A 16,238-nucleotide genomic window follows, 5' to 3' on the forward strand; every position below is an offset into this window, starting at 1 on the left:
TATTCTTCCCATCCGGAGATCTAATGATAGTATGTGTAGAAAATCACTCAAAATGAAACAATCCAGACTGCTCCAATCTTCCCATCGAAACAGTGGCTTCAGCTTGCTTGAAATCCTCATCGCCATCGCCCTGGTTGCACTCTTAGCGAGCGTCGCACTCAATCAATTGACAGGCATCTTCGGGGATAATCAAGAGGAAGCTGCCCGCTTGTTCGTCAATAGTAACTCTGAGCTTGCATTGACCCGCTACCGCTTGGATGTAGGGAATTTTCCCACCACAGAGCAAGGCTTGGCTGCACTAATGCAAGCCCCCGCAGGTAAAGAACAACGCTGGAAGGGTCCTTATATTAAAGAAGCCCCGATCGACCCATGGGGACAACCTTACCAGTATCGCTTCCCCGGCACTCGCAATATCAGTGGTAGCCGCAGTTTTGACATCTGGTCACTCGGAGCAGACGGTGTAGAGAGCGGGGATGACATTGGAAACTGGACAAGCCAGTAGCCATTTCCTCCGTAGCCGCGCCTCGAATCGCCCACGCGCTCATGCAGGCTTTACGCTACTCGAAATCATCCTCGTTTTTGCCTTAATCTCGCTAGCTGCTGGCGTGATTATTGCCAATTTTACGACGTTTTTGAATTTCGATGATCGGATCGACCCCGAAGAGACTCTGCGCGCAGCGATTCGATCGGCTCGATTTCAGGCAGCCAGTGAGCGTCAAATCACATCCTTAAGCTTCGACAAGGAATCGGGCGCCCTCCGACTGAATGACAGCACAAACTTTCCACTCAGCGACGACTTCAAGAATGGAGCTAGCGAGATTCGCTTTTACTTGGTCGCCCCGGCCCGAGGCATGGGCCCCTTCCCCAAAGCTGAACGCAGCCAACTCGAAACCAAACGCGTGCATTTTGCCCCAGACCGCAGCTCCAGCCCATTTGTCGCGGAGATCGACACCGGCACTGGCAGTCCCGAACGCATCATCTTCGATCCATTCTCCAGTTTAGTGAAGGGCCCCCAATGAGCGCACACACTCCGAAAAGCCGCCCCCACAGAAATACAGCTTTTACATTGGTCGAAGTGCTCATAGCCGTCGCAATATTCGCAATGACAGCCTCAGTATTGATGTCCGCCTTTGTCAATGCACTACTCGCGCGGGAAAGCGCAGCCAACTACGACCGCCTCAACAGTGACATTCGTGCAGTACGTCTGCAATTGTTATTGAAAGCAAATCTGGAAGACGCAGAGGATGGTGATCATTATGAAACGCTGCACTGCGGGGAAGCCACCTGGGAAGCGCAAATCATAGCAACCAACATTATCGACCTCTTTCAAGTGCAGCTTAATATTCACTTCAGTGATCCGCCAGAGGGACTCCCGAGCGATCACAGTGAAGCACTCTACCTGCTACGCCCAACCTGGTCAGAAAGCGATGAACGCTCTGACTTACTCCAAGACAAGCGCGAGGCACTTGAAGATATCCGGAGGAACTATAACTTCTGATGCAACAGCCAGCACAGCGCGCCCCCATTTCACGCGGCAGAATTGGCGCCACAGCAAGCTGCGTCACCAACTCTGCATTCACACTGCTGGAAGTGATTCTTGCTGTCACGATTGCCGGCGCACTACTCGCAGCCGCAGCCACACTCCTCGTCTCCGTGACCGATGTATGGATGGAACGGCAAGATCGACATTTCTTCGAGGACCACGTCGACGGAGTCGCGGAATTTCTACAAGCGAGCTTCATAGTCGCAGGCACAGAGATTGCACTGAGCACAAACTCCAACACCCCTGGCACAGCCAACGAGACCTCCGAACCAGCGAATAACGAGAACAACGCCGACACCAACGCTGGCACCACGATCAACGTTCCCACTCCCGACAATACCGAAGTAGACTCCAATCAAACAGAAAACGAAGACGACTCAGGCAGCGGACTAATCTCCGTAGCCGAAGACCCCATCGATTGGTCCAAACCTCCAGGATTTGCTGACTACCAAGACCCCCTGCTTCACTTCAAGCTAATGGAAACACCGCCACTCCTCATCCAAACTCAAAATGCCCCAACAGTAGGAATTGAAGCTTTTTTGCATTTTGAACACGATGAAGGCCTCAGCCTACTCTGGTACACCCCACTACAAGAAGATTCTGAAGACATAAGTGACCTCAACCGCACTCCAATCAGCGATCTGATTACCAAAGTCGAATACATTTACTGGGACGAGAACTTCGAAAAATGGGAGACCGAAACCGAAGCCAAAGAGGGCGATGGCGATGAGCAATTCATACTCCCTCGTTTCCTAAAACTGACTTTCGAATATCGAGGTGAAACTAAAGTGCGAACCCTCACGATACCTGTTCCCTCGAGGAGCGTATTACTTTTTTAAAGATGAATGTAAACAGCAAGCAGATGCAGGGAAGAACGTGGCGAGCGAGTGTGCACTCCACTCCCCGCTCTCGGCTCAGCCGATCCAACTCCTGCCCCCGGCAGCAGGGCAGCGTCCTGGTTGCCGTCCTCGCCATCACACTGTTACTCTCGTTCATTATCACACGCTTCATTGACGAAGCAATCGAGGACCTCGAATATCGCGCCATTTTCAACGAGCCCTCGGACGTACGCTCATTCAGCTATAGCATGCTCGAAGTGGCACTCGCTACGATCCATGAAGTCGCTCTGATCGACGAGGGAAAACTATTCGCACCCGAACAAGGGTGGGCCGACCCGATCCAATACGCTGGCATCGCCATTCCCAACGGCTGGGAAGTATCCATACAAATCAACGACGAAAGCGGCAAGCTACCGATCAATACAATGGAGGAGGATACACTCAACCGCATGCTGGAAGAGAGCTTCGATTTCGACTTCGGCACAGCCCGCGAGCTCAGCAGCATGCTGCTCGATTGGATAGATAGCGATGATAGCCGACGCCTCAACGGTGCCGAATCAGACGACTACCTCAGTCGCGACCCACCTTATCGCGCAGCAAATGCTCCCCTACAGAGCCTGGATGAACTGAGCCTGATCGAAATATGGGAAGATGAATTTTTTGACGAGGACGGGCAACCTAACCAGCGATTTGCTCAACTTGACGACATGGTCTCTGTTATTAACTCAGGTACTGCAAATCTCAATAGTAGCCCCCAAGCAGTATTAGAACTACTGGCACTCCAAGATGGCTTCGATGAAGAACATATATTCGATGGTCTCAACGAACTCCCCTATTTACAGCAAATCCCGAGCTCAGCCAATAGCGAAAACAGCAGCGTAGAAGTTAAACTGCTACGGGTCACTGTCAATTTATGGCGTGGCCACGTCCCCTTCACTATAACCGCCCTAGTCGAGCCTAATTTCGAAAACGAAGAGAGCAGCAGTGGTAGCACTCCAGGTAGCGATTCATCCGACAGCCCCAAGACGGGTGCCACCAGCGAACAAGACGCCATTAATTATCCCTTTACAATCCTACAAGTTTCCGAGTACAGCCAAGGCCGTCCAACTAGCCCGCCTGCGCGCTATTCGGCACTAGACATCGGAAAAGAAAGCGATTCATTCTGAGCCAGAGACATCAGCCGTGAGCGACCCATCCAACATAGCACAAGAAAACGAGAGCACTCCCCCCGCGGAAGTTCTCTTACTGCCTGCGGAATACTTTTTCGTCGAATCAGTCGTGGTGCCTCCGGCACTCGCCCCCAACGAACTCGCCGACTTCGCCGAACTCAGTATGGAAGCGATCGCCCCCTTTCCACTCGAGCAACTGCGCTGGGGCTTTTTATCAGCCCCGGACGGCCAAAGCCTACTCATATACGCCGCATTACAAGATCGGCTCAAACGTGCAGGTCACGGCGATCTCGAAAACTACACCTGGGTACTACCGGACTTTGCAGCCCTACATGGCGCACGCTTCAATTGCGACACGCAAGTCACCCTGCAAGGCGAACCATTTAACACCACCTTCCTGCTGGCAAGCGGCGAGTCGATCCCGCAAGCCGTCCGCAGTCTAGCTTGCAACACAACCGCCAACAGCACCTCACCAGTAAACAAAGCCCCGGAGCCCGGCACGACGCCCAAAGAGAGCCAGCTTCAAAGCATCTGCCTACGCCTACTTCCCATTGAACTATCCGATAAAGGTGCTCCTGTTTTCCGATTTGAAACGATCGGTACAACACCCACCAACGGCCACTGGTCTCCCCTGGAACCCAGCGAAGCCACACTCTGGCAAGCCGATATTCGCCCCGCTGAATACAAAAATCTCGAACGAAACACACGCCGCACCGCATCACTGGTCACCCACATCATTGGTTACGCAGCCTGCTTCGCCCTATTTCTAGTTCTATTGGAAGCCTTGCTGTTTGGCGGCCAATACTGGCTGAGCACCCGCGAAGCAACAATTGAAGCTCAAACCACCAATGTACGTCGCATCGAAGACAAACAAAGCCTGATGAATAAACTGGAGCAAGTTGCCCAAAACGAACTACGCCCCATCGCCATACTCAGAGCCGCCAACCTCATACGCGAGGCACTTGGCAACACAGGTATCGAATATGATGAAACAGTAATAGAAGGTAATAATCGTATTACCATCGAAGGTAAAGCCAACACGATTAATGAACTCAACGCCTACACTGATGCGCTCAGTAAATCCGGCACCTTCAAACTGGTCGAAGCTCCCAAATCTCTAAAACGAGCCGGACAAACCAAGGTAACCTTCACCGTCACCTTAGACTATACCCATAGCGAAGCGCCGCCACAGCTAGCCCCCAGCCCACAAGGAGGCAATGAGTCATGAGCGCACTCAAAGATAAAATACGCCTCTTGTATAAACGAATGAGCCTGCGTGAGAAGCTACTCTCACTCTGCTTCATTCTGGTATTTCTTTTCATCTGGAGCAACAGCTGGCTCGATCGAACTTCGGCATGGAATGCGCAGCGTAAACTCTCAACAGTCACACTCGCCACACAGCAGGAGTGGCTGGATCGCAGCGACTTCTTCTCTCAAGGCCTGGCAACCGCACTCGAACGAGTCGACCCTTCCAAAACCTACGCAGCCGCTCAACTCTCAGGACGCATCGACAATCTCACCCGACAAATCGGACTCTCGGGGCAGGCAGACATCGATTCAGTTCGCACCCGCGAAGGAGAAATTTTTAACGACCACAACCTGCGCGTACGCCTCAAAAATATTTCAATGTCTCAACTGATACAACTCAACAACCTGATCAAACAAGAGACCCCCTACATCAATATACAGAATGTCCGCATCCAAAAAAACCAGCGCACCCCAGAACAGCTCGATGTGCGCTATGAAATCAACTCTTTCGATTTAAAAGACCCTAACTTGTAATGATCCGTCTTTCTATTCTATCTCTCAGCGCACTCTTGGCGCTTGCCTCCCTCTCTCACGCTCAAGTCCCGCCCGCCCAGGTCAACTTGCCAGCCGCGGGAACCATCCCTGTAGAACCCGAGCTAAAGCAGCCCGAAGCGATGATCGGCGAGCTCATCCTAATCGAAGACTCCGCCGACCAAGTACTCACGCTGCTGGAGCAAATGACCGATAAAATCATCTTACGCCGTCAAGACCTACCTGCATCTAAATTTACTTTCAACTCCCGCGGGGCACTCACCAAACGTGAAGCAGTGCTCGCCATCGAAAGTTTATTAACCCTCAACGGCGTAATGCTCACAGACATGGGCGGTCGTTTTATGAAGGCCGTTCCCGCCACCAACGTAAACAGCCACGTGCCTCAAATGCTGGGTGGTAGCAGTCTGGAACTGGAACCCAGCCAACAAATTTACGCCAAATTGTTTAAACTCGACTACCTCAATGCCACAGAAGCTGCCGCGCCCCTAGTCCAAAATTTAGTCTCACAAAACTCCAGCATCCTCCCCTTCCCAAAATCCAACGCATTGCTCGTCACCGACGCCCTGATAAATCTGCAACGTATCGAAGATATACTCAACGAAGCCGACCAACCGCAAAGCGTCCGCGAGCAAATCAAATTTATCAAGCTCGACTTCGTACAAGCATCTGAGATGCAAGATCGATTGGAAAATCTAATCGAAGGCCCTCTCAATAGCTATCTGGAAGGCAATACCAGTGTCACCGCAGACGAACGCACCAACCAACTCATCCTCATCACCCACCCCGGCAACCTTGACATCATATTAGACGTGATTGAAAGCGTTGATGTCGATGCCGCCCCCCTCACGGGCAGCGAAGTCTTCCAACTCCGCCAAGCCAAGGCCGAGGAAGTCGTCCCCATCATCGAAGACATCATTTCCGGACAAGAAGAAGGTCGCGAAGAAGACGCTAAAGTTGCCCGCGAAAACGAACGCAGCAACGCTCAGCGCAATGAAAATAACGGAAACAGCGGAAATGACAACACGGCACCAGCCGCCCCCACACCTGCCACAGCCGGCAACAGCAGCACCGAAGCCAACAGCTCACTTCAATTTTCAAACTTCGTCGGTCTCTCCGCCGACGAGCGCACCAACTCCATCGTCGCCTACGGCACTCAACAAGATCTCAAAACACTTCGGGAGCTGATCGAGAAAATTGACATCCCGCTACCACAGGTATTGATCGAGGCAGTCATTACACAAGTAACACTCAGTGAAACACAAAGCAGTGGCTTGAGCAGCATAGGCTTCACCTACGATGGATCCACTAATTTCTTCACTGATATTTCCGCAGGCACAGTGGATGGACTTTCCTTCAGCAATGGCACCATCAGCCTCGACGATCCTTCAAACTTCTCGCTAAGCACCGCAATCACACCTACCAATGGTGACAGCGACACACGCGTACTCTCCGCGCCGCGCATCGTAGTCAGTCATAATGAGGAAGGCATCATCAACGTTAGTAAGTCGCAGCCAATCATCACTGGCAGCACAAACTACAGCGATAGCACCTCCACTAGCAGCACGGTAGAATACCGTGATATCGGCATCAAACTCACCGTCACCCCGCTCATCGGTGCCGACGGCACTGTCCAGATGGTCATCGAACAAACCGTCGAGAACGTCGTCGACACCGTTACCATCGATGGGAATGATCAGCCTGTCATCGGCGTGCGCGAAGCCACCTCGACCATTAGCGTGAAAGACGGACAAATCGTCGTTCTGGGTGGCTTGCAGGAAAACACGGGCACCGACAGTAACACTTACTTCCCTCTGGTGAGACGCATCCCTTTAATAAAAAACATACTAGGCAACTCCAGTGAGAATTACGACCGCACCGAAATTATCATTTTTATTCGTCCTACAGTTTTAGAAAATCCGGATAAAGCAGATAAAGTCTCGAAAACGTATATCGAGGGAGCCGCCGAGACCGATGTCATCAAACAATACATTGAGACCAGCACCACATCGGACATTTACCTCAAAGGTAGTAAATTTGAAGAAAAGGAGCCTAAAACAGAAAAGTCGGTCCAGACCTCACCTCGTTCACTACGTCGCTAAGATACGCTACAGCAAATGTTAACAAATTTAGCTCAAACAATGAAAAACACCCTCCGCCGGAGTTTCAGATGTGCAGAGCGCTGTTTAGCTCCTCATATACGGCGATCTACACCAGCGAAGGCCCTGCGCCTACTCGCGCTCGCTCTAGCGAGCTCCTTCTCACACATTACAACCGCCGAAACGCTCGAAAGTAGTAACCCCTTCCTGCCCCCTGGTTACGGCGAGAAACAAACAGAACCGCCCAAGCCCGTGGTACAAACCAATGGCCCAATTAGCCGCGAAATCGAATTTCGCGGCGTCGTCAAATTTAACAACAACTATCAATTTAGTGTATTCAACAAAACCGAACAAAAAGGCTACTGGATAAAAGAGAACCAAGCCGAAGGCGGTATCAGTGTGCGCAGCTATGACGCCGATTCACGCACAATTACAGTCAATATGAACGGACGCTCCGAGCGCCTGACGCTAATGAGCGTCAGCGACGCCCCCCTCCCTGTGGTATCCTCGACCACTCAGCCCAAGCAAAGCGCAAACACTGCGACGCTCCCCCCAGGTCTGGAAAATGCAAACAACACGAACACCAACACCAGCGATAACCGTCGGCGCGTCATCCCCCGCAGACGTGTCATTTTACCGAAGAAGTAAACCACTCGGACACTTCGCTGAAGCAATCGGGCTTACTACGATGCCTGGTGCCCCCACTGAGAACCGAACCCTATTTTCCAGACCCATAAATACGCTATTTACAGCAACTTACAAATTCATGTAATTACGTCTTGTATGGCTTAATGCGTTATTGTATGTATGGGATTGTATGAAATCCAAGGTTCGATTCCCTAAACGCCTAGTCCAAGGTAACACCAAAATTACGATTTACCGCACCAAACACGGCAAAACAGCTGCCGGGCATATCTATCAAGTGGCTTGGTATGGTGCTGATGGCGCTCGCCGCATAAAACAATTCACTGACGAAGATGAAGCATTGAAGGACGGGAAACGACGCCTTGAGCAACTAGCAGCGGGAGAGGTGGAAGCAGCGGGAGCGACTAACTCAGATTTACGCGAACTGGCAAAAGCCCGCGAACTGGCAGGAGAAGTTCCTCTGCTAGCTGCACTTGAGGAATGGAAAGCAGCACGTGAGTTCGCCGACGTCCATTTGATCGAGGCCGCGAAGGAGTGGAAGGAGAGGCAAGGCCGCGCCGCGATGGATAAGACCTTTGAATTCGTTTATGCTGAGTTCCTTAAGGCGAAGCTAAAAACAGGCAGAGCAGCGGCAACATACACAAAACACCTTGACGCCTTCAGCGCGAAATATGGCAGCTTGAAGATAACAGAACTCAAAGAACCTACGCTGCAAACATGGCTCGACTCGTTCGAGAATCCGAGCACGCGCAACACAAAGCGCAAACGACTTGTGACGCTCTTTCGCTGGGCTCAGAAGAAAGGATACGTATCGAGGGCGATAAAGACAGCCGCCGAAATCACCGACACTGCCGAAGAAACGAGAGGTATAATCGAGACGATCACAGCGCCGTCTTTATTCGGCTTACTGGATTTCATGAAGCAACATCACCCGCAATACGTCGCACCACTTGCGCTAGCTGGCTTGTGCGGTCTTCGTCGTTCCGAGGTGCAGGGGCAACTATGGGATGACATAAATCTAGAGCGCAGATTCTTGAGAGTATCGAGCGCCAAGAAGGGCACACCCGCAAATCGCATCGTTCGCTTATCTGAGAACGCGCTCAAGTGGTTGTCAGTTTCAGCTCAACCCGCTGGTGAAGTTTGTCCCGGCACGACGTGGGCAATGGACAGGATACGCGACATAGGGCAGACAGGCAATCGCTTCACACTGCCCCCTAATTGCTTTCGCAATGGCTATATTTCGCACCTTGTGGCGCTCAGTGGTGACATGGCGCGAACAGCCCTCGAGGCTGGCAATTCCCCCGAAATCATCCGCAAACACTATCTGGAGCTATTCACCCGAGAAGATGGCAAGGAGTGGTTCGGTGAGTTCCCCGATATGACAACCAAGGCGGAAAGAAAAGAGACAGCAGTTAGAAAGGCCGCGAAGTAATGACTACTCAAAAACAAAAACCAAATCCGAGAATTCCAGCGATAGCCAATACGCTGAACGCTGACCTAATTCCAAAAGTCAAAAAGTGGTTAGAAAAAAAGCATCCTGAAGCGAATTTCACCGACTCCAATCTCTCAACACTCATGTGTTACGCGCTCGCACCCGATGACTTCAAGATGACCACGGCGACGGATGCGGTAAACGCTTGCAAGAACGGAAAGTCACTGAACCTAGAAGACGCACTCACTCTACTTCCTGACGCTGGAATTATCCTTGTTCATAAACTCATGACGCGTCATCCGATTGCCACCGTCGCAACTCTTGCACAGTTCCAGCATGAGGACCAGAAGCTAATGAAGAACAAAATCCGCAAGGCCCTCAGGCGTGAAAATCTGGAATTCCAGAGTGGTAATGAACTCGTTCAATACCTAGCTGACAAGGGGCAGATACATCCCGACCAGATCGACAGCGCACGTCGCAGACTCCAAGAAATGCGCAACGAAGATCTGCAGAACATCGACTCTAAAAACAGAAGGTATCATGATACCGGATACAAAGAATAGGGGTTAGCGGAAAATAAAAAAATTCCGCTAATATTTTTAGGGGGTGTTGTATGGTTTAATAGAGCCATCATGAACGACACCAAACAAAACCTAATTCCTAGTCGGCAAGTAATGGCGCGTCTGGGCTACACCAACCGCGCAAGCTTTCTCGAATTTATAAAAAGAGAGGGATTGCCATTTTATCGACTAGGCGCACGCCGTATAGTGTTCGACCCCGATGAGGTCGAAGCATGGCTCGAACGTCACCGCGTAGGAGGCATCCATAAGTGATCGACCTCGATCAGATTAAAGCGGCCGTAACCATCCCGGACGCATGGCGAAAGCTGGGCTTACCCGGCGAACCTCGCCCCGGTTGTATCCGCTCGCCATTTCGCGAAGACCGCAAGCCGAGCTTTTCGATAAGCAGCGACGGCAAGCGCTTTAAAGACTTCGCCACCGGTGAAAGTGGCGACGTGCTCGACTTCGTGATGGAAGCAACAGGCAAAGACTTCACGGAGTCGCTCGCATGGCTGACAGGCGGCACCCGTGCCTTCACCCTCAAGGCTACACCGAAACCCGCACAGCGCAGCACAGAGCCAACGCGACCGTTTACGCTGCCAGCGATCGACGACGGCAGTATCGAAGATCTGGATACAGTAGCCAGATCACGCCGCTTCGATGGGTGGTATGGTCTGCAGCTGGCAATTAGCGCGGGGCATCTCGGCTTTTGCCAGTATCGTGGCCGCCGTTGTTGGATAGCTTACGACGACGCCGGGCGCGTGGCACAAGTTCGCCGCGTGGATGGCTTACCATTCAACAATGGCGCCAAAGCACTCACCCTGTCCGGCTCGAATGCTCGCTACCCCATAGGGGCATCGAGTATCCGCGATATGACTACAACAATATATCTGTGTGAGGGTCTAGGCGACTGGCTATCGGCAATCTCCATGCACGCTTTCGAGGATGAAGGCGAATGGAGCGCGGTCTGTATGCTTGGTGCGTCCATGAAGATCGACGAGCTATCACTGGCAAAGTTCGTCGGCAAGCGAGTAATAATCTATGCGCAGCACGACGATGCCGGGCGCAACGCTGCGCAGGTTTGGGCGAACCAGCTAAAACCATTCGCCGCGCAGGTCACGGCGATGATGCCCGATATACCGGGCAGTGATCTTAATGACGCTTTTGTCGAACAACTGGAGAGCGAAAACAATGAGTAATTTAAGCGAACTCCCTATCGACCAGCCGAAAACAGGCGGGCTACTTCAGAAGCTGAAGCGGGCGACCATCAGTAGCGATGACCGAATTTCCGCAATGGAGAAGAAGCGCGTCGAAGCCGTCGAAGTCATTCCAGGCATGGCGCTGCAGGGGCAATCGACGGTATTTTACATGGAGCAGAACGGCGGCAAGACGCTGATAACCTTCGCGCTGTTGATTCAATCCATTCGCAATGGCACCATTGACGGCGACAACTTGTATTACATCTTGGCGGATGACACTTTCAATGGAGGTATCGAAAAAGCGAAGCTCGCCGCCAGTGTGGGCTTCAATCTTGTCGTTCCCGATTCGGACGACGACGCATTGAGTCTGAGTGATGTTGTCCCCCTGCTTATCGAGCTAGCGCAGTCCGGGGAAGCCGCGAAGAACATCATCGTCATCGACACGCTGAAGAAGGTTGTCAGCATGATGCACAAAAGCGCCAGCGCGGACTTCGGCAAGGTGTCACGGTCATTTGTGCAGGCGGGAGGAACACTGCTCACACTGGGACACGTCAACAAGCACAAAGGCGACGATGGCAAGGCGGTATTCGAAGGAACCAACGACATCGTGAATGATTTCGATTGTGCGTACGTGGGCTCAATCGACACAGATAAGGAGGATCCGAAGCGCCAAATCACCTTTAGCAATATCAAGCTTCGTGGACCTGTTCGAAGGAAAGTCAGCGTGTCGTATGACGCGAACTCGACGACACCATGGATTAAAAAGCTTGAATCCGTAAAGATACTATCGAGCGACGAGGCTGAAAAGGTCCGGGAGTTGAACGAGAGCCAGAAGCAATTAGAGCAAGACCTCAATATTGTATGCTGGATCTACGACTTCCTTGACGATGGCGCAAAGCTGCAAACGGCAATCAAGACCGGCGGTTGTCCTTATGGCGGTCAGCGGAGAGTGGAAGACGCATTGAAGCGGTATGGGAATATGCATAAGCACGAGCAATTCAGATTCTGGACGTGCCAAGTAGGGAACAAAAACGCACGAATTTATTCACGCACGATCAATGACCCGAGGGTCATAATTGAAGATAGCAGTGCGGGGGTGATTTTCTGAATAACTTGCATAACAGGACCACAGCACAGTCACCCAATCACCCCGCAAGCCGCATATATACTGAGATATTTAAGTTATGCAAGTTTGGCAGTAATGCACCCCCACCCAAAGGAATAATTCAGTTATTCAAATCGTATCCGCTTACTGGATACAATCCAATCACCACACCAACTAAAGGAAAAAACATCATGCACGACACCACCACAGACATCACGCCGAACGACTCACGCGTCAATTACATCACAGTGCCGCTCATAGCCAGCGCACCCGCCGGGCCTAATAGCCGCAATGCCACCACGAACGGCGATTGGTTACGCGCTGAGTGTCTTGCCTTCCTGCGCAACAGTGTCGACGTGGTTATCGTGGAAACCGACGCGACGCATCAAGCTTTAACATACCGCAGGCAGCGACTACCCGAGGACGTCATTGTGTTCCCACCACAGGGAGCCGCACACGCCGCCGCACAGGGCTAGCAGTATGAAGGTATCGGAAACGTTGATACGACGCCGCACATCGCAACGTCATGCAAGCAATGGGGCAATACGTGCCGCGGGAAAGCTTTGGGTCCTTACTGGGGATGGGTGCACACGGATTGGTCGCCTCGGTTGCACGAAAAATACACGCCACACCTTCCGTCACATGGATACCGAAAAATTTACAGCCGAAATAAACAAACCACATAAACATGAGTAAAAAGAAACCAGAAAACACCGATAAAACGGCCGACAAGGCCCCGCACGAAATCACCCCAACGGAGTTGTCACGAATGACAGGATGGAGCCGCGACAAGGCAAAAGCCCTTTGCGGGACACTCCGGCCGGTCCGTCACCGTGGCCGCACGGTCTTCTATGATCTTGGCGAGTGCATCCGTGCAGCACTCGATACGCGAGAGACGCAAGATGAGCGCCGGGCCCGCCTTCAAGGTGACATCGCCGAAGAACGTCTCAAGCGCTTGCGCGGTGAAGTGGTCGATAAAAAGGCCGCGCTCGACTTACTCACGGACGTATTGGTAACATTTCGCAGCACCGTTTGCCACATGACGGAACTCCCCGACGCGGTGCAGCGACGGCTACTAGACCACTGCCAACTTGAAATAACGAAAGTCCCCGGGCTGATCAACGAAAGCGTTTTTTCTGGCGACTATCTTTTTGAGCATGGAACCGGCGGCCAGCCATTCCCCCCGGAAAAACATGAACGTGTTCTGAAAAAAGTTAAGCAGATCACCAACACGCAAAAGTAAACAACCATCATGACCATCACACCAGCAACCACACAAGCAACCGAGCGCGACAAAGCCGCCGCTCTCATGCTAGACGTTCTCGATAAAGTCTTCACCGACGCCATCGAAGAATTGCAGCAGCAGATTAACGAGAAAGAAGAAGATGAAAAAAGTTCGCAATAAACTTGCGCGTATCCACATTATGGATACACATTGAAATCTTCAATCATTGTATTTCAACGGGGCGTTCGGCGCTTAGGCCGAAACCATAGCGCCAGACGCCCCAATTAATGCAAAAACGTTCTTTCGATCGACCACACGCAAGACAGCAGCTCGCCGTAGAACTGCCTTACCACTGCCGCCAGCGGTGCCACTCGCAAACCCGATCAAAGGCCCGCTCAACAGCCACACACACGCCGCCTGACCGCCGCGCCAAGTCACACAGCACAGCCAGCTGCATGACCGTGATGAAAGCCACCAGAGCCACCAAGGCCGCCAGCCGCCAGCGTCATTCGGAAAGTCATCGAAGCGCAGACCGAAGCCAAAGCGACCTTGTTTTGAAAACCACACACGCCAGCCGCAACACGTCGCAGCGGTGGCACAATTTCCAAGCCGACGAAATTTTATTTTATTATGAGCACACTTTCAGAGCGCGATCGTATCGCCGAATTACACCGCCTAGGCGCAAAATACAAAGTCGCACCGTCAACAATTCAAGACTACGTTGAACGCGGTGCATCTGTGGAAGCGTTTCAGAATCAATTGCTGCAAGTTCATCGCAGCACGCCAATTGCGATCGAAGATGCCGATAGTTTCGGCGACACCGAGCCCGTAGGCATGAGCCCTCGTGAGCGCAAAAGTTATTCGCTTCAACGCGCCATTCGCGCAAAGGCCGAAGGAAAACCGCTTGACGGTATTGAGCGCGAAGTGTCCGACGCAATCGCCAAGCGTATCGGCCGCGAAGCGAAGGGTTTCTATCTCCCCGTGGCTGAGCTGTCCGTGTCACGCTCGTTTTCGTCACGCGGAATGAGCGCGGGTATTGCGAACGCCGGGGGCTACACCGTGCAGACGGATGTTCGCGGTGAGTCTCTCATTGAGCTACTGCGGAACCGCACCGTATTGCATGATTTGGGCGTGAAATCCCTTAACGAGCTTCAAGGCAACTTGCAGATTCCTAAACATGACAGCACGGCGACTGCATATTGGGTTGCCGAAGGCGAAGAGGTCGAAACCAGCGCACCGACAGTCGGCAGCGTGAATCTCACACCGCACACGCTCGCCTCGTGCTCCGTCTTCACGAAACAATTACTCGCTCAATCGTCGATCGACATCGAAGATTTCATCCGCACCGACCTCATCGCAGGCTTGGCCGTCGAGACTGACCGCGCCGGCATCTGTGGCAGTGGCGTAGCCGGGCAGCCTTTGGGAATCATGAACACAGCGGGAGTCAACACTGTGACCTTTGGCTCAGCGCCAAGCTGGTCGAAGGTTGTTGAATTCGAGACGAAGGTGTCAGCCGATAATGCCGACGTCGCGACAATGGCATACCTTGCGAATCCGCTTGTTCGTGGTGCTTGGAAGTCAACAGTGAAGGCAGCAGGAACGGCTAGCTTCCTATGGGAGGAAAATCAGGTCAATGGTTACGCCGCTGTAGCATCCGCGCAGGTGCCTGATAGCCGCGTGCTATTTGGCAACTTCGCTGACGCCTTCATCGGCCGCTGGCAAGGCGTAGACCTGATCATAGACCCTTACAGCTTAGCTCGCCATGGGAAAGTCCAAGTTTATACAAGCTCTATGATAGACTTCGGCCTGCGCCACAGCCAAAGCTTCGCTGTCAGCACCGACTCAGGCGCGCAGGGCTCTTAACATTTCAGCGCCGCAGACGATAGGCCGTGATACAGCCTAGGGCGCGTGAAAAGCAGGGTGCCACTCATAGGGCGTTCCCTGCCCACACTAAGCCACGATTCGACCTGTCACCCCGAATCGTGGCTTTTTTGTGCCTGCACTACTCGCAGTCACGCACCGCGCAACCGTGAACCGTGGCGAGACGATCGAAGGCAAGGGGAACGCCGTGACGCAACTTGCCCGTCAGCGCTTGGCGCGCTGGATCTGACACGGCACCACAGAAGGCGCGCCGCTGGACTGCGTGAGTATTGACCGCCTTAATCAGCGCGCACCCAGCACGACGCACGCACCGTCACGGCCGCAACGGGCGAGGAGGGCAGTGAATGTGGCGACGCATCACGGCCCTCCGTCGAGCGCGCGAGGGCAATACGCAAGCACGGCGTGCCGGAGTTAGTCGAGGCGGTCGAAAATGGAAAGCTCACTGTCACAAAGGGCGTGTGTGTGTGGTTTAGTCCCCAAAATCTAAATTCCTAAAACCGCCACAGTGTATGGCATCTGTATGAAATATTATAGATGATTCTACAAACAGCTGAAAATCAATATACTTACAAAATTTCATGGTGCCCCCACTGGGACTCGAACCCAGATCGACTATTTAGGAAACAGTTGTTCTATCCATTGAACTATAGGGACCGCTGCTCATGAAATACTGGCAAATCATGAACAACTTCAAAAACGACATTCTCTAAGTCAAGCGCCCAAGTGTGTGCTCGTATGAAGTAA

Annotated in this window: 19 protein-coding genes and 1 tRNA gene; 18 read left to right on the plus strand and 2 right to left on the minus strand. The window is 52.4% G+C overall.

Annotated features, from left to right (window positions below; translation table 11 throughout):
- Positions 1-52: 52 nt before the first annotated feature.
- From gspG to QEH59_RS03040, 17 genes are all read left to right on the plus strand, one after another.
- The gene (gspG, locus tag QEH59_RS02960; RefSeq protein WP_308983874.1) at positions 53-502 is read left to right on the plus strand and encodes a type II secretion system major pseudopilin GspG; all 450 of its coding nucleotides are present in this window, start codon (positions 53-55) and stop codon (positions 500-502) included.
- Positions 474-1,019, plus strand: a complete 546-nt coding sequence (locus QEH59_RS02965; RefSeq protein WP_308983875.1) for a pilus assembly FimT family protein — start codon at positions 474-476, stop codon at positions 1,017-1,019. Before gspG ends, QEH59_RS02965 begins: the two co-directional genes overlap by 29 nt.
- A complete protein-coding gene (locus QEH59_RS02970) occupies positions 1,016-1,498 on the plus strand; it encodes a PulJ/GspJ family protein (protein ID WP_308983876.1) in 483 nt (160 codons plus the stop codon). The genes QEH59_RS02965 and QEH59_RS02970 overlap by 4 nt, the downstream gene beginning before the upstream one ends.
- Positions 1,498-2,382 (plus strand): prepilin-type N-terminal cleavage/methylation domain-containing protein, encoded by an 885-nt coding sequence (locus QEH59_RS02975; RefSeq protein ID WP_308983877.1) that lies wholly within the window; start codon positions 1,498-1,500, stop codon positions 2,380-2,382. Before QEH59_RS02970 ends, QEH59_RS02975 begins: the two co-directional genes overlap by 1 nt.
- Positions 2,383-2,384: 2 nt before the next feature.
- Positions 2,385-3,548 carry a type II secretion system minor pseudopilin gene (locus tag QEH59_RS02980; protein WP_308983878.1) on the plus strand — a complete coding sequence of 388 codons (1,164 nt, stop codon included), beginning with the start codon at positions 2,385-2,387 and terminating at the stop codon, positions 3,546-3,548.
- A gap of 16 nt (positions 3,549-3,564) precedes the next feature.
- A complete protein-coding gene (locus QEH59_RS02985; RefSeq protein ID WP_308983879.1) occupies positions 3,565-4,779 on the plus strand; it encodes a hypothetical protein in 1,215 nt (404 codons plus the stop codon).
- Complete coding sequence (locus QEH59_RS02990; protein WP_308983880.1) at positions 4,776-5,333, plus strand: hypothetical protein; 558 nt, start codon at positions 4,776-4,778, stop codon at positions 5,331-5,333. The genes QEH59_RS02985 and QEH59_RS02990 overlap by 4 nt, the downstream gene beginning before the upstream one ends.
- The gene (locus tag QEH59_RS02995; RefSeq protein WP_308983881.1) at positions 5,333-7,450 is read left to right on the plus strand and encodes a secretin N-terminal domain-containing protein; all 2,118 of its coding nucleotides are present in this window, start codon (positions 5,333-5,335) and stop codon (positions 7,448-7,450) included. The genes QEH59_RS02990 and QEH59_RS02995 overlap by 1 nt, the downstream gene beginning before the upstream one ends.
- Positions 7,451-7,489: 39 nt before the next feature.
- Positions 7,490-8,095 (plus strand): hypothetical protein, encoded by a 606-nt coding sequence (locus tag QEH59_RS03000; RefSeq protein WP_308983882.1) that lies wholly within the window; start codon positions 7,490-7,492, stop codon positions 8,093-8,095.
- Between the two features lie 169 nt (positions 8,096-8,264).
- Entirely contained in the window at positions 8,265-9,524 is a 1,260-nt protein-coding gene (locus QEH59_RS03005; protein WP_308983883.1) for a tyrosine-type recombinase/integrase, read from the plus strand.
- Positions 9,524-10,087, plus strand: coding sequence for a hypothetical protein (locus QEH59_RS03010; protein ID WP_308983884.1), 564 nt, complete (start codon positions 9,524-9,526; stop codon positions 10,085-10,087). The genes QEH59_RS03005 and QEH59_RS03010 overlap by 1 nt, the downstream gene beginning before the upstream one ends.
- Before the next feature lie 69 nt (positions 10,088-10,156).
- Positions 10,157-10,357: a helix-turn-helix transcriptional regulator gene (locus QEH59_RS03015; protein ID WP_308983885.1), complete on the plus strand. Its 201-nt coding sequence runs from the start codon at positions 10,157-10,159 to the stop codon at positions 10,355-10,357.
- Positions 10,354-11,283, plus strand: coding sequence for a CHC2 zinc finger domain-containing protein (locus tag QEH59_RS03020; RefSeq protein ID WP_308983886.1), 930 nt, complete (start codon positions 10,354-10,356; stop codon positions 11,281-11,283). Before QEH59_RS03015 ends, QEH59_RS03020 begins: the two co-directional genes overlap by 4 nt.
- Complete coding sequence (locus QEH59_RS03025; RefSeq protein WP_308983887.1) at positions 11,276-12,391, plus strand: hypothetical protein; 1,116 nt, start codon at positions 11,276-11,278, stop codon at positions 12,389-12,391. The genes QEH59_RS03020 and QEH59_RS03025 overlap by 8 nt, the downstream gene beginning before the upstream one ends.
- A gap of 5 nt (positions 12,392-12,396) precedes the next feature.
- Positions 12,397-12,864 carry a hypothetical protein gene (locus QEH59_RS03030; protein WP_308983888.1) on the plus strand — a complete coding sequence of 156 codons (468 nt, stop codon included), beginning with the start codon at positions 12,397-12,399 and terminating at the stop codon, positions 12,862-12,864.
- A gap of 212 nt (positions 12,865-13,076) precedes the next feature.
- A complete protein-coding gene (locus QEH59_RS03035) occupies positions 13,077-13,631 on the plus strand; it encodes a hypothetical protein (RefSeq protein ID WP_308983889.1) in 555 nt (184 codons plus the stop codon).
- 9 nt (positions 13,632-13,640) lie between these two features.
- On the plus strand, positions 13,641-13,793 hold the full coding sequence (locus tag QEH59_RS03040) for a hypothetical protein (protein ID WP_308983890.1): 153 nt from the start codon (positions 13,641-13,643) through the stop codon (positions 13,791-13,793).
- A gap of 72 nt (positions 13,794-13,865) precedes the next feature.
- Here QEH59_RS03040 and QEH59_RS03045 read toward each other — a convergent pair whose 3' ends face one another.
- Positions 13,866-14,180 carry a hypothetical protein gene (locus tag QEH59_RS03045; RefSeq protein ID WP_308983891.1) on the minus strand — a complete coding sequence of 105 codons (315 nt, stop codon included), beginning with the start codon at positions 14,178-14,180 and terminating at the stop codon, positions 13,866-13,868.
- Between the two features lie 63 nt (positions 14,181-14,243).
- Here QEH59_RS03045 and QEH59_RS03050 point away from each other — a divergent pair, with 63 nt between their 5' ends.
- A complete protein-coding gene (locus QEH59_RS03050; protein WP_308983892.1) occupies positions 14,244-15,476 on the plus strand; it encodes a phage major capsid protein in 1,233 nt (410 codons plus the stop codon).
- A 597-nt stretch (positions 15,477-16,073) separates the two neighbouring features.
- On the opposite strand, the gene QEH59_RS03055 is transcribed toward QEH59_RS03050, so the two are convergent.
- Positions 16,074-16,148 (minus strand) — tRNA-Arg (locus QEH59_RS03055).
- Between the last annotated feature and the right edge of the window lie 90 nt (positions 16,149-16,238).

Origin of the sequence: Thalassobacterium sedimentorum (genome assembly GCF_031127905.1) — a bacterium.
GTDB lineage: Bacteria > Verrucomicrobiota > Verrucomicrobiia > Opitutales > Coraliomargaritaceae > Thalassobacterium > Thalassobacterium sedimentorum.

Excerpts from the sequence above, each read along its gene's own strand:
- QEH59_RS03010 (WP_308983884.1), top strand. The coding sequence starts at position 9,524 with ATGACTACTCAAAAACAAAAACCAAATCCGAGAATTCCAGCGATAGCC.
- QEH59_RS02970 (WP_308983876.1), top strand. The coding sequence starts at position 1,016 with ATGAGCGCACACACTCCGAAAAGCCGCCCCCACAGAAATACAGCTTTT.
- QEH59_RS03035 (WP_308983889.1), top strand. The coding sequence starts at position 13,077 with ATGAGTAAAAAGAAACCAGAAAACACCGATAAAACGGCCGACAAGGCC.
- QEH59_RS02995 (WP_308983881.1), top strand. The coding sequence starts at position 5,333 with ATGATCCGTCTTTCTATTCTATCTCTCAGCGCACTCTTGGCGCTTGCC.
- QEH59_RS03040 (WP_308983890.1), top strand. The coding sequence starts at position 13,641 with ATGACCATCACACCAGCAACCACACAAGCAACCGAGCGCGACAAAGCC.
- QEH59_RS02980 (WP_308983878.1), top strand. The coding sequence starts at position 2,385 with ATGAATGTAAACAGCAAGCAGATGCAGGGAAGAACGTGGCGAGCGAGT.
- QEH59_RS03005 (WP_308983883.1), top strand. The coding sequence starts at position 8,265 with ATGAAATCCAAGGTTCGATTCCCTAAACGCCTAGTCCAAGGTAACACC.
- QEH59_RS03025 (WP_308983887.1), top strand. The coding sequence starts at position 11,276 with ATGAGTAATTTAAGCGAACTCCCTATCGACCAGCCGAAAACAGGCGGG.
- gspG (WP_308983874.1), top strand. The coding sequence starts at position 53 with ATGAAACAATCCAGACTGCTCCAATCTTCCCATCGAAACAGTGGCTTC.
- QEH59_RS03000 (WP_308983882.1), top strand. The coding sequence starts at position 7,490 with ATGAAAAACACCCTCCGCCGGAGTTTCAGATGTGCAGAGCGCTGTTTA.
- QEH59_RS02975 (WP_308983877.1), top strand. The coding sequence starts at position 1,498 with ATGCAACAGCCAGCACAGCGCGCCCCCATTTCACGCGGCAGAATTGGC.
- QEH59_RS03050 (WP_308983892.1), top strand. The coding sequence starts at position 14,244 with ATGAGCACACTTTCAGAGCGCGATCGTATCGCCGAATTACACCGCCTA.
- QEH59_RS03015 (WP_308983885.1), top strand. The coding sequence starts at position 10,157 with ATGAACGACACCAAACAAAACCTAATTCCTAGTCGGCAAGTAATGGCG.
- QEH59_RS02965 (WP_308983875.1), top strand. The coding sequence starts at position 474 with ATGACATTGGAAACTGGACAAGCCAGTAGCCATTTCCTCCGTAGCCGC.
- QEH59_RS02990 (WP_308983880.1), top strand. The coding sequence starts at position 4,776 with ATGAGCGCACTCAAAGATAAAATACGCCTCTTGTATAAACGAATGAGC.